Origin of the sequence: Stenotrophomonas sp. FSL W7-1447 (assembly GCF_037966425.1) — a bacterium.
Classification (GTDB): Bacteria; Pseudomonadota; Gammaproteobacteria; order Xanthomonadales; family Xanthomonadaceae; genus Stenotrophomonas; species Stenotrophomonas pavanii.
Genome location: NZ_CP150199.1, coordinates 1,926,361 through 1,938,805 on the forward strand (window position 1 = coordinate 1,926,361; position 12,445 = coordinate 1,938,805).

Annotated in this window: 16 protein-coding genes; all 16 read left to right on the plus strand. The window is 64.2% G+C overall.

Annotation, left to right across the window (positions count from 1 at the left end):
* The gene (locus NSQ78_RS09125) at nt 1-477 is read left to right on the plus strand and encodes a hypothetical protein (RefSeq protein ID WP_188348116.1); all 477 of its coding nucleotides are present in this window, start codon (nt 1-3) and stop codon (nt 475-477) included.
* Nucleotides 474-674: a hypothetical protein gene (locus tag NSQ78_RS09130; RefSeq protein WP_149902081.1), complete on the plus strand. Its 201-nt coding sequence runs from the start codon at nt 474-476 to the stop codon at nt 672-674. The genes NSQ78_RS09125 and NSQ78_RS09130 overlap by 4 nt, the downstream gene beginning before the upstream one ends.
* 469 nt (nt 675-1,143) lie before the next feature.
* Complete coding sequence (locus NSQ78_RS09135) at nt 1,144-1,569, plus strand: hypothetical protein (protein ID WP_149902083.1); 426 nt, start codon at nt 1,144-1,146, stop codon at nt 1,567-1,569.
* Nucleotides 1,502-3,259 carry a terminase TerL endonuclease subunit gene (locus NSQ78_RS09140; protein ID WP_149902084.1) on the plus strand — a complete coding sequence of 586 codons (1,758 nt, stop codon included), beginning with the start codon at nt 1,502-1,504 and terminating at the stop codon, nt 3,257-3,259. The genes NSQ78_RS09135 and NSQ78_RS09140 overlap by 68 nt, the downstream gene beginning before the upstream one ends.
* Entirely contained in the window at nt 3,256-4,539 is a 1,284-nt protein-coding gene (locus tag NSQ78_RS09145) for a phage portal protein (protein WP_223224853.1), read from the plus strand. The genes NSQ78_RS09140 and NSQ78_RS09145 overlap by 4 nt, the downstream gene beginning before the upstream one ends.
* A gap of 4 nt (nt 4,540-4,543) precedes the next feature.
* Complete coding sequence (locus tag NSQ78_RS09150) at nt 4,544-5,407, plus strand: head maturation protease, ClpP-related (protein WP_053092058.1); 864 nt, start codon at nt 4,544-4,546, stop codon at nt 5,405-5,407.
* Nucleotides 5,408-5,418: 11 nt separating this feature from the next.
* A complete protein-coding gene (locus NSQ78_RS09155; protein ID WP_149902085.1) occupies nt 5,419-6,822 on the plus strand; it encodes a phage major capsid protein in 1,404 nt (467 codons plus the stop codon).
* A 57-nt stretch (nt 6,823-6,879) separates the two neighbouring features.
* Complete coding sequence (locus NSQ78_RS09160) at nt 6,880-7,122, plus strand: hypothetical protein (RefSeq protein WP_065177539.1); 243 nt, start codon at nt 6,880-6,882, stop codon at nt 7,120-7,122.
* 2 nt (nt 7,123-7,124) lie between these two features.
* Nucleotides 7,125-7,469 (plus strand): head-tail connector protein, encoded by a 345-nt coding sequence (locus tag NSQ78_RS09165; RefSeq protein WP_119007727.1) that lies wholly within the window; start codon nt 7,125-7,127, stop codon nt 7,467-7,469.
* 1 nt (nt 7,470) lies between these two features.
* Nucleotides 7,471-7,809: a phage head closure protein gene (locus tag NSQ78_RS09170; RefSeq protein ID WP_196769384.1), complete on the plus strand. Its 339-nt coding sequence runs from the start codon at nt 7,471-7,473 to the stop codon at nt 7,807-7,809.
* 5 nt (nt 7,810-7,814) lie between these two features.
* Entirely contained in the window at nt 7,815-8,303 is a 489-nt protein-coding gene (locus NSQ78_RS09175) for a hypothetical protein (RefSeq protein WP_339208449.1), read from the plus strand.
* Complete coding sequence (locus tag NSQ78_RS09180; protein WP_149902087.1) at nt 8,303-8,665, plus strand: DUF3168 domain-containing protein; 363 nt, start codon at nt 8,303-8,305, stop codon at nt 8,663-8,665. Before NSQ78_RS09175 ends, NSQ78_RS09180 begins: the two co-directional genes overlap by 1 nt.
* Nucleotides 8,666-8,727: 62 nt before the next feature.
* The gene (locus NSQ78_RS09185) at nt 8,728-9,231 is read left to right on the plus strand and encodes a phage tail tube protein (RefSeq protein ID WP_149902088.1); all 504 of its coding nucleotides are present in this window, start codon (nt 8,728-8,730) and stop codon (nt 9,229-9,231) included.
* Between the two features lie 83 nt (nt 9,232-9,314).
* A complete protein-coding gene (locus NSQ78_RS09190) occupies nt 9,315-9,671 on the plus strand; it encodes a phage tail assembly chaperone family protein, TAC (protein ID WP_049441595.1) in 357 nt (118 codons plus the stop codon).
* A 264-nt stretch (nt 9,672-9,935) separates the two neighbouring features.
* Nucleotides 9,936-12,110 (plus strand): hypothetical protein, encoded by a 2,175-nt coding sequence (locus tag NSQ78_RS09195; RefSeq protein WP_149902089.1) that lies wholly within the window; start codon nt 9,936-9,938, stop codon nt 12,108-12,110.
* Entirely contained in the window at nt 12,103-12,438 is a 336-nt protein-coding gene (locus tag NSQ78_RS09200; RefSeq protein ID WP_308304643.1) for a phage tail protein, read from the plus strand. Before NSQ78_RS09195 ends, NSQ78_RS09200 begins: the two co-directional genes overlap by 8 nt.
* Nucleotides 12,439-12,445: the final 7 nt, after the last annotated feature.

Below are 12,445 nucleotides of genomic sequence, written 5' to 3' on the forward strand. Positions count from 1 at the left end.
ATGAACCGGATCGCCATCTACCTTTCGGTGTTCGTCGCCTGGTCTGCTGGCATGTTCGGTGCAGGCTGGGCCTGGCGCGGTGAACGGGCCGAGACCGTGGACGCCCGGCAGCTTGCCAGCGCCAGCGCCGCGCAGGTCGAGCAGATCACCCAGACCCGTGCCGTAGATCACAGCCAGGCCGAGGCGCTGGCCACCATCGGAGCCAAGCATGAAGAAGACCGCACCGCGGCCACGGCCGTCCCTGCTGCTGTTGCTGCTGGTCTGCGCGATGGCAGCCTCCAGCTGCGCGACGACCTCGCCACCTGCAACACCGCTCGCCTGTCCCAAGCCGTCGCCGGCGCCGTCGAACGTGACCAGGCAGCCCAACTACGAACAGAGGTCGCGGGCGCTCTTGTTCAAATCGGACGCGACGCAGACGACCACGTCCGCGCCTGCCAAGCCGTCATTGCAGCAGACCGTGCCGAGGTGATGCGATGAGCCTGCACGACCGGCTGCGTCGGATAGAACTGCAGCAGGAAGAGCAGCGCCAGGCCACCGCCCGGCTCGAAGAGAAGGTCGACGCCCTCTTGGCGGCACTGGCAGCTGAGGGAGAGGAAGGGCAGGAGGAGCCAGCCCGCAGCCTGGACGGTGAGGCGGTGCCCGGCGAGCGCGACCAGTCGCAGAGTCTCGGCTGATGCCAGGGTTCCCGAATCGCCATCGGCCGATGCCTCAGCTTGCGCCCGTGCACGTTGCTCAGTCGGCCCCTGAGAACTACGGCAAAGGGCGAGGCGGCCGACCCTGGCGCCGCAAGCGCGATGCGGTGATGGCTCGTGACCTGTACCTCTGCCAGCCATGCCGCGCTGCTGGTCGCATCCGCCAGGCAGAAGAGGTTGACCACGTTGTGCCGCAGGCGGAAGGCGGCACGGATGCCCTGGACAACCTGCAGGCGATCTGCTGCGAGTGCCACGGCGCGAAGACCAAGGCAGAGGCAGCGCGAGGCGCGAATCGTTCTCATCCGTACCTCTCGAAACGATGAATGCGATCGATTTGCATCACATGCCACGGGGGGAGGGGAAAAAGTTCGAAGCGTTCCCCTCGGACACCGGCCGCTCAGTCGTTTTTTTGCACCGTCAATTCAGAAAATTCAGTTTTTGAGGCCCGTCTATGCCCCGCCCCCGCAAGCCGACAGCGCTGAAGGTGGTGGCCGGCACTGACCGGCCTGACCGAGAAGCGGCTGTCGCAGCCGAGCTACCCCTGGTGTCCGATGTGCCACCCGCACCGGACTGGATGCCCAACGCACACGCACGTAAGGAATGGGAGCGGTTAGCCCCAATCCTCCACGCAAACAAGCTCCTGACCGAGGCCGGCCTGTCGGCGCTCGGCCAGCTCTGCGCTCTTCATGGAAAGACCGTCCAGCTATACGCCGCAGGCGAGGCGCCGGTTGCATCGATGGTTGCCCAGTTGCGTGGACTGATGAACGACTTCGGCCTGACGCCAGTGGCGCAGGGAAAGGTGAAACCGAATGGCGACACGGAAAAGCCGAGCAACGCGTTCGCCGCGCTCGGAAAGCCCCGCGCCGCTGGAAAATGACTACGTCGATGTCGCGATCGGGTATGCGAAGGCGGCTGCGGCAGATAGGGGAGGCAGGTTCGGCCGGCTGATCAAGCTGGCGGCAAAACGGTTCCTGGACGATCTGAAGCGCGCAAAGAAGAAGGGAGCGCCGTTCTCCTTCTCGCGCGATCACGCCAATCACGCCTGCAGCTGGATCGAACTGCTCCCGCACGTAGAAGGCAAGTGGGAGACGCCGGAGATCCGGCTTCACCCGTCGCACGTCTGGTTCGTGGTTCAGCTGTTCGGGTTCCGCAAGCCCGATGGAACCCGTCGCTTCACGTCCGCACTGTTCGCGGTCGCGCGCAAGAACGCGAAGTCGACGCTGTCGGCCGCGATCTTGCTGTACTGCGAATGCTGTGAAGAGGAAGAGGGTGCGCAGGTCATTTCCGCGGCTACCACTGGCAGCCAGGCGCGCATCATCTTCAACGTGGCCAAGCGGATGGCCGAGAAGAAAGCCGATCTTCGGGAGGCCTACGGGCTGGAGTGCTGGGCCAATGCGATCAGCCGGGTCGAGACCGGCGCGACGTTCAAGCCGATCAACGCGAAGGCATCGACGCAGGACGGTCTGAACCCATCCCACGTCGGTCTCGACGAGATCCATGCGCACAAGACCCCCGATCTGCTGAACGTGTTGCAGTCGGCGGCCGGTGCGCGCCGGAATCCTCTGTGGTTGTTCACGACCACAGAGGGGTACGCGAACCCCGGCCCTTGGTCGGAAATTCGGCAGTTCGCCACGCAGCTGCTGGAAGGGGTGTTCGGCGACGCCGCCGACCACTTCTTGGCGATCTTCTTCGCAGTGGACAAGGACGACGGGGATTTCGACGAGAAGGCTTGGCACAAGGCCAACCCGTTGATGGACGTAAATCCCCACCTGCTGGCGGCAATCAGGAAGGAATCGATCGAGGCGAGGGCGATGCCTTCGAAGCTCGCTGAATTCCAGATCAAGCGGCTGAACCGGCCTGCTGCAGCGGCAAACGGCTTCATCCTGCTGCCAAAGTGGAATGCCTGCCATGGCGTAGTCGATCTGGAGGCGCTGAGGGACGTCCCATGCTGGGGTGGCCTTGACCTGGCCAGTACGCGAGACCTTGCATCGCTGCGGCTGGTCTGGCGCCTAGACGACAAGATCATCACCTGGGGCCGCCGCTGGGTGCCCGAGTTCGCAGTGGCACAGCGCACAGAGCGCGGCACGGTTCCGTATGCAGGTTGGGTGGCAGCCGGCTTGCTGGAGCAAACCGAGGGCGAGGTCACCGACTACGCGGTGATTGAGCAGGCCATTCTGGATGTCCACGCGCGATTCAACCTGCAGTCCCTGGCCTTCGACCGCTGGAACGCGACCGAGATGGTCAGCCGGCTCGTGGCGTCAGAGGTTCCGCTGGTGGAGTTCATCCAAGGCACGAAGTCCTACCACCCTGCGATGGTCGAGCTGGAGCGCGCCTACATCGGCAAGCGGCTTGTGCACGACGGCGACCCTGTTCTGGCCTGGTGCGCGGCCAACCTGGTCGCTCGCAAAGACGTGAACTTGAACATGGCGCCGGACAAGCGCCGGTCCGCCGACAAGATCGACGACATCACCGCGCTGCTGATGGCCATAGGCGTATCTCTCACGAGCGAGGTGACAGGCGGGATGGACGACTGGTTGAGCAACCCAATTTTGGCGGGATCCGCATGAAGATGAAGCATCAGACCGGGTTTCTGGGACGGGTCCGAGCAGCGGTTGATGGGTGGGTTCGTTCGTTCACGACCCGCGACGCAGAACTCTATATCGACCGCGAGATGGCTAATGAGGCCGGCGTAGCCGTCACAGCAAAGGCGGTTCTCCAAGTCGACGCAGCCTGGGCGTGTGTCCGCTTGATCTCTGAGACGATCGCCACATTGCCCCTGTCGATGTATGAGAGGACGAAGACCGGAAAGCGCGTCGCGAGCCAGCACCCGCTGCATTTCGTTGTCCACGACCAGCCGAACATCGACTCGACTGCGGCGGTGTTCTGGGAGGCCATGGTTGTCGCGATGCTGCTTCGTGGCAACGCCTTCGCTGAGAAGCTCTATGCCGGCGAACGCCTGATCGGCCTGCAGTTCCTTGATCCGGCCAGGCTCACCATCAATCGTGACCTGAACGGCAACAAGGTGTATCGCTACCTGCGCGCCAATGGTGCTCCCAGGATCATCGCGCCGGCGAGGATCTGGCGCATTCCCGGGTTCACGCTGGATGGCGAGAACGGCGTGTCCGTGATCGCCTACGGTGCCAAGGTGTTCGGCAACGCCATCGCTGCAGACCGAGCAGCGGCTCGCACATTCCGAAACGGGCTGCTCCAGACGATCTACTACAAGGTCCAGGCGTTCCTGAAGCCTGAGCAGCGGACGGAGTTCAAGAAGAACCTGATGGGTTCCATTGAGCGCGGTGAAACCCCGCTGCTCGAAGGTGGAACGGAGGCCGGTACGCTGGGCATCAAGCCATCCGACGCGCAGCTGTTGGAGTCGCGGGCGTTCTCCGTGGAGTCGATCTGCCGCTGGTTCCGCGTGCCGCCGTGGATGGTTGGCCATACGGAGAAGTCGACGAGCTGGGGAACCGGTATCGAGCAGCAGATGATCGGCTTCCTGACCTTCACGCTGGGGCCGTGGCTGCGGCGCATAGAGCAGGCCATCAGCAAGGACCTGCTGACGCCGGGCGAGCGCCTGCGCTACTACCCTAAGTTCACCGTGGAAGGCCTTCTGCGCGCGGACAGCGCCGGACGCGCTGCGTTCTACGGGGTGATGGTGGACAAGGGCATTCTGACCCGTGATGAAGTGCGCGAGTTGGAAGACAGGGAGCCGATGGGCGGTAATGCCGCCGTGCTCACCGTGCAAACCGCGATGACCACGCTGGATTCCATCGGCGCTGGTTCAGATGCTGACCAGGCCCGGGCCGCTATCCGCGCGTTCCTGGGCTTCTCCGAAGACAAGAAGGACTGACCACATGACGATCAAGACGCTGCCGGGTGTACCGGAGGGACGCCCCTGCGCCGCTGTCAGCAGCCAGATCCAGCCGCGCGCCCTTGACCGCTGGGAGGCTGGCGTCAGGGCGGCTTCCGACACCGATGCGGAGCGGTCCATCAGCATCTATGACGTGATCGGCTACGACTACTGGACGGGCGAAGGCGTGACCGCCAAGCGCATCGCGGCATCCCTGCGTGGGATGGGGAAAGGACCGGTCACGGTCAACATCAACAGCCCCGGCGGCGACATGTTCGAGGGCCTGGCCATCTACAACCTGCTGCGCGAGCACGACGGCGAGGTCACTGTGAAGGTGTTGGGCTTGGCTGCATCGGCTGCGTCCGTCATCGCCATGGCCGGTGACACGGTCCAGATCGCGCGCGCCGGATTCTTGATGATCCACAACGCTTGGGTCGTTGCCGTGGGAAATCGCCACGACCTGGCCGACGTTGCTGCGACGCTCAAGCCATTCGACGACGCGATGGCCAGCATCTACGCCGCGCGCACCGGTGCCGAGCAGAAGGCCATGTCAAAGCTGATGGATGCCGAGACTTGGATCGGCGGTGCCTCCGCAGTTGAGGACGGCTTTGCAGATGAGCTACTGGCCTCCGATCAGGTGGAGAAGGGCGCAAGCAAGGAGAACGCCTCAGCGGTGCGCCGCGTGGAGGCCGGCTTGCGTGCTACAGGCATGCCGAAGTCAGAAGCGATGCGCTTGATCAGCGAAATCAAGTCCAGTCGGGGCGATCCCACTGGCAGCGGTGAGGGCGATCCCACCGATAGCGGCCGAAAGGCCATCCGGGTGCAGGCAGATCCGCTGCCGCGTCTTTCTTTCAATCTCCCGCAATAGGAGCTTTGCACATGAAGTCCATGAAACTCTCCGCGACGTTCTACCTGGTCGTCCTCGCTATCGCAGCGGCGATTCCCCTGGCGGTTGGCGCATTCGCAAAGGTCGGCCCGTCCGTCCTTGCCATGAGCCTGCTCGGCAGTGCAGGCGTAGTCGCCCTGGCGGCGATGTTGATCAAGCCCAGCGACACCCCCCAGTTCCGCCGCCATGCCCAGTTCGGCGACGTGGGCGAGGACGTCGAGAAGCAGTACAAGCAGGTCAGTGCCGACCTGAAGACCGTAGGCGACCAGCTGAAGTCCTACGCCGAGGTGGCCGCAAAGAACACTGAGCTGTCTGCTGAAACCCGGGCAAAAGTCGATGAAGCCCTCATGAAGCAGGGCGAGCTGCAGGCCAACCTCCAGGCTGCCGAGCAGCGGCTGGCCAAGATCGAGGCCAACGGCGCGGGCGGCGACGTGCAGCACCAGTCGTTCGGCCAGCAATTCGTCAACAGCGACGAGTTCCAGGCATTTGCCAGCAAGACCACCCCGCGTGGTCGCGTCGACATGACGTTCAGTGCTGCGATCACCTCGGTCACGACCGACACCGACGGCGCGGCCGGCGACCTGGTCACCCCCACCCGTCTGCCGGGTGTCATCGCGCCGCCGGACCGCCGCCTGACTGTCCGCGACCTGATCACGCCGGGCCGAATGGACGGCAACACGCTGGAGTACGTGAAGGAAACTGGCTTCACCAACAATGCCGCACCGGTGGCCGAGGGTGCGAAGAAGCCCGAGTCCAGCCTGAAGTTCGACCTGGTGAGCACCACTGCCAAGGTGGTCGCGCACTACATGAAGGCATCGCGCCAGATCCTCAGCGATGCCTCGCAGCTCGCCAGCTACATCGATGGCCGCCTGCGCTACGGTCTGGCGTTCAAGGAAGAGCAGCAGCTTCTCAATGGTGACGGCACCGGCCAGAACCTGCTGGGCATCATCCCGCAGGCGACGGCTTACGCTGCACCGTTCGAGCCGGCCGATGCCACGGTAATCGACAAGATCCGCCTGGCCATGCTGCAGGCGCAGCTGGCTGAGTTCCCGGCCAGCGGCATCGTGCTCAACCCGATCGACTGGGCACGTGTCGAGCTCCTGAAGGACACCACGGGCCGCTACATCATCGGCAATCCGCAGGGTGTCATCGGCGCCACGCTGTGGAACCTGCCGGTCGTTGCAACCCAGGCGATCGCCGAGGACAAGTTCCTCACTGGCGCATTCAAGCTGGGGGCGCAGCTGTTCGATCGCTGGCAGGCACGTGTCGAGGTGGCCACCGAGAACGAAGACGACTTCGTCAAGAACCTGGTGACCATCCTGGCCGAAGAGCGCCTGGCGCTGGCGGTCTACCGGCCGCAGGCCTTCATCTACGGCGACCTGGGCAACGTCGCCTAATCCACCGTTCCAGGCTATCCCGGCCTGCCACAGTGCAGGCCGGGTTCGGAGAGGATCATGCTGATCAAGTTCAAAGAGCCGGATCCGCGCGCCGGCACCACCGTTCGAATGGACAGCAGCCGCGGGCAGTACTTCATCGACACCGGAGCCGCCGACGCCGTGAGCGAACAGCCCCCGGCAGAGCTGCCGGAGCCGGTGACGGAAGAAACAACTGTCACTGAAGCCGCTGCGGAGGCCGCCGACGCCGTGAGCGAACAGCCAGCTGGCAAGAAGGCACGGCAAGGCAAGGCCAGGGCCTGACCATGGAGCTGATCACCCTGGAACAGGCCCGAGCACATTGCCGTGTCGATACGGACGATGACGCGCTGTTGGAGCTTTACGGGACCGCGTCAGAAGGGGCTGCTCAGCAGTTTCTCAATCGCCGTGTGTTCAAAGACACTGAATCCATGGCCGCCGCAGTCCTGGATGGTACGGCGGGCGTCGATCCTATGCTGGCCAACGACTCAATCAGGGCGGCAATCCTCCTGATGTTGGGGCACCTGTACCGCACGCGTGAGGACGTGCAGGGCAGCGACGGCGCGACGGTCCAAGTCCCGATGGGCGCCCATAGCCTGCTATGGCCTTATCGAATCGGCCTCGGGGTCTGACATGAGCCTGCCGGCAGGTAAGCTCCGCCACCGCGTGCTGATCCAGCGGCAGGTGACGACCAAGGACGAGGACGGCGTGCAGACCACGACGTGGGTAGACGTGGCCACGGTATGGGCTTCGGTTGAGCCGCTCTCGGCCCGCGAGTTCATCCAATCCGGGCAGACCCAATCGGCGGTCACCGCACGCATCACCATGCGCCACCGCGATGGACTGCTGCCGTCGATGCGCCTGATACACCGCGGCGAGATCTTCAACGTTGCAGGTCTGCTGCCTGACAAGACGTCTGGGCTGGAGTACATCACGATCCCGGTTTCGGCCGGCGTCAACGACGGGCAGTAGTCGACATGAAGGTCGAGTTCAACATCACCGGAATACCCGGGATCATCCGGACGCTGAGCAGCCTACCGGCCGAGGTCGTGAGCAAGAAGGGTGGGCCGGTGAAGCTGGCGCTGGCCAAGGGGACGCGCTTCCTGCGCGACAAGGAGCGCCAGAACCTGCAGGCGGTGCTCGAACCGGGCGATGAGTCCACCGGCCTGTTGGCGCAGAACATCATCGCGACGCGCGGAAAGGCGCCCAGCGACGGCAGCGGCGAGCGCTACCTGGTCCGGATCAAGCGCAGGATGTACCCGGGCCGCAAGGGGGAGCAGGTCAGCACCCTGAAGTCGGCGCAGCTGAAGGAGTACGGGTCTGTGCACCAGCCCGCTCGCTCTTTCATCCGTCGAACGGTGAACGAGCGTGGCGAGGAAACGATCAACCTTGTGGTCGGAGACCTGACCGTGCGGATTGATCGCCTGGTGACCAAGCTGGCCCAGCAGAACCGGGGAGGCCGCTGATGTTCCCGAAGGTGTTCCGGACCATACACACGCCGGCTGTCGAGGCGATCGTCGGTGACCGAATCGGCCGGCACGGGTTCGTCAAACAGACGGAGAAGAGGCCCTACATCACTTGGCAGATCATTTCTGGTCAGCCCTTCGACAATCTCAGCAGCGCGCCAACCGGTGATTTCACAACGGTGCAGATCGACTGCTACTGCGGTGGCGATAACGCCGACGGTCAAGTGGAGGCGTTGGCAACCGCCGTGAGGGCTGCACTGGACGCGGTCCTGATCTGCAATCGACTGGTGGTCAACAACCGCGACCCTGAAACCGGGCTTTTCCGGGTCGGCATGGAGGCCGACTTCATCGACCAGCGCTGAGCCGCTGGCATCACCCCAACGACCGCCGCGAGGCGGTTTTTCTTTGACCAGAGGACTTTGCAATGACCGAGGGCGTCATCAAAACCCAGGGGTCCGAGCTCTTCACCGTGGACAAGCTGAGTTCCAGCGTCGCCTCGGTCCTGAAGTTCGAGTGCCCGACTGGCATCACCGGCCTGGGCGGCGCTGCCGACCAGATCGAATCCACCTGCCTGAGCACTGTCGGTGACAAGGAGTTCGAGGGCGGCCTGGGCAATCCGGGGCAGGTCAGCATCCCGTTCAACTTCATCCCCCGCAGCCAGTCGCACCAGATCCTGTTCGAACTGAAGGAGTCGCGGGAGGTCGTGGATTGGTTGATCGGCCTGAGCGACGGCGTGGCGGTTCCTTCGCTCGACTCCAACGACGACCTGGTCGCGCCGGCGTCGCCCCTCCGGACCTCGATCGGCTTCCGCGGCTACGTCGCTGATCTGAACATCGACATCGCCACCAACGAGATCGTGCGCGGCACGCTGACGATCCAGCGCAGCGGCAGCGTCGTCCCCCACTGGAACGGGCCGTACTCGGCCTGACGGCTCACGCATAGACCTTCGGGGTGTCCGGCTCTGCGCGCCCAGCCGTCGCGTACCCGGCCCCCACCTACTGAGAACGGCTGATGGACAAGAGCAAGATCCTGACGAGCAATGCCCCCGTCGCGCGCGAGGTGAAGTTCAGCGACGGCACGACCGAAACCGTGCACTTCCGCCAGGTCAGCGCCGGCCAGATGCGCCGTTGGCGCGCGGCGGAAGCCTCCGGCAACGAAGACGAAACCTGCTTTGCAATGCAGCGCCTGGTGGCGGCCAGCCTGTGCGACGCCGATGGGAAGCTGGTGCTGAGCGAGGCCGAGTCGCAGAACCTGACCGCAAACGGCCTCACCGACCTGTTCCCGCACGTCATGGCTGTGGCCGGGATCGGTGAAGACGCAAAAAAGTCATCGCCGAGCGTGGACGCGAGTACTTCAGCTGCATCCTAGGCCTCGCGCTCGGCAAAACACTCAGGGAGATCGATGATCTTCCTGAGTGGGAGTTTCAACTATGGCTGGCGTTCTACCAGCTGTATCCCTTCGACGATCTGCATCGCTACCACCGCCCAGCAGCGCTTATCGGCGCCAGTTTCGGCGGGTCGATCCAGAAGAACCTCGACTTCCTGCAGCCGACTCCGGTTGCCCATGAGTTCCCCGATGCCGACCTGCGAACCCTCGCGGCGTTCGGCCTGAAACCCCCGAGAGGCTGATCGCATGGCAACTGCCGGCTCCATCGTCATCGACTTGTTGATGAAAACCGGGTCGTTCGTGACGGACACCCAGCGGGCCGAGAAGTCCATGAAGTCGATGGAGCGGACCGCGGCCGGTGTAAGCAAGGGAATCGTGGCCGGATTCACTGCCATCGGCAGCGTGATCGGTGGAGCCATCGCTGCATTCGCGAGCGTGGACGCAGCGATCACCGGCCTGAGCAATGCGATCAATGCTGCCGATCGCATCGACGAACTGTCGGCCAGGTTCAGCATCTCGACGGAGACGCTGTCGGGGTGGGGCTACGCCGCCAAGATGACTGGATCGGACCTGGAAGGTCTGGTCGGCATCATTCCTAAGTTCAGCAAGAACATCGCGGATGCCTCGAAGGCTGGCAGCGACGCGGACAAGACGTTCAAGGCGCTTGGGATCTCGGTCAAGGACCAGGCCGGTAACCTTCGGAGCTTCGAGGACCTTCTGCCCGAGGTGCAGAATCGGTTCGCTGGCATCAGCAACGAAACCACGAAGACCGCGCTGGCGATGCAGCTTTTCGGCAAGTCGGGCGCGGAATTCCTGGAGTTCCTCAGTCTCGGTGCCGACGGCATGCGGACCATGGAGGAACGTGCGCGTTCGCTCGGCATCGTCATCGACTCGGACACTGCGGGGGCTGCGGCCGAGTTCAACGATCGCCTGGACGACCTGCGCGCCGCAACGCAGGGTTGGTTCACCCAGCTGGCCAGCGAGCTGTTGCCCACGCTGACTGACTTGACCACGCAGCTGGTGGACGTTGCCAAGGAGGGCGGCGGTGTCCGGGATGTCGCTCACGGGATCGCCTCGGCGTTCCGCGAGATCGGCAAGGCGGCTGAGATCTTCGGGGTGGTCGAGGACTGGCTGGATCGCCTGCGGGGCGGTCTGGTGGCGGTGGAGAAGCAGGGCAACGCGGTCATCAAGCTGGCCACCGGCCAGTACAGCGGCCTGTTCGGATCGCAGGGAGGCGGATGGGACGCCTTCGCCAAGGACTACATGGCCGGCACCGCCTATGCCGACAAGGGGTGGGCTGCCATGCAGGGTGGCGGAGCCGGCATCCCCGAGGGGGCAAGGAGCGGCCCCCGGGGGCGACGCACCCAAGCCACGGCGGAAGAGATCCAGGCCACCAAGGACCAGACCGAGCAACTGCGCCGGGCAGCAGAGTGGGAAGCAAAGCTCCAGGCCACTTGGGCGGAGGGTGAGAAGAAGAAGTCGGCGGCTGCGACGCAGCAGGACAAGCAGGCCAAGAAGCTGCAGGACTCCTATCGGTCCACCAACGAACAGTTGGAGCGGCAGATCGCCCTGTTCGGCGACAGCTCGGAGCTGAGCCGGGTCAACTACGAGATCCAGTCCGGCGGCCTGAAGGGTATCGACGCGGCAGCGCAGTCTGCACTCCGTTCCAGTGCCTCGCTGCTGGACATGCTCGGCAACATCGACGAGGCCGAATCGATCATGGGCGAGAGCGCCCAGAAGTTCGCCGACGCCTTCGACGGAATGTTCGGTATCGACGACGACACCAGCTCGTCGGTGGAGCAGACCTTCGGGCAGTGGAGCACCTACGCCGACCAGGCCGCGCGGAATATGCAGGATGCCTTCGCGGACTTCCTGTTCGACCCGTTCTCCGAAGGCTTGGGCGGGATGGTTCAAAGCTTCGCCAAGACGCTGCAGAAGATGGCTGCCCAGGCGGCAGCTTCGCAGATCTTCCAGATGATCGGCAGCTGGGCCAGCAGCTACAGCGGGACGGGGTCGAGCTGGATCAACGCGGTCGGTAGCGCGATCGGTGGGATGGCCGGCGGCCGTGCCGGCGGAGGGCCTGTTGCCGCCGGCAGCATGTACCGCGTGGGCGAGGGCGGCCGGCCTGAACTGTTCGATCAGGGCGGGAAGACCTACCTGATCCCCGGTGACGCCGGTTCGGTTCGTCCGATTACCGCAGGCATGCCCGCATCCGCCATTGGAGGCGGTGGCGGGATCACCAACAACTTCAACACCACGATGAACATCTCGTCCGATGGCACCAGCACCACCCAACAGGGCGATGGCAGCGAGGACGCTCGCCGGCTCAATCAGTTCTTCGCTTCCAAGATGAACGAGTGGGCCACCCAACAGTCGCGGCCAGGCGGCCTCTTCCATCAGATGAGGGTGAGCAATGGCTGAGGTCTTCACCTGGTGCGTGCGCACCGAGATCACCGGCACCGGCGATTTCCTGACCCGTGAGGCGAGGTTCGGCGACGGCTACCGCCAGACCGCTGCCGATGGCCTGAACAACGAGACCCAGCAGTGGCCGATTTCCATCGTAGGTAAGGAATCGAAGGTCGGGCCGGCGCTGGCATTCCTGCGCGCCCGCAAGGGTGCTGTGTCCTTCCTGTGGACACCACCGCTCGGGGTGCAGGGACTGTACCTGTGCAAGACGTACAGCCTCATTCCCCATGGCAACGGCGTGTACACGCTGAATGCCACGTTCGAACAGACGTTCCAGCCGTAAGGAGTGC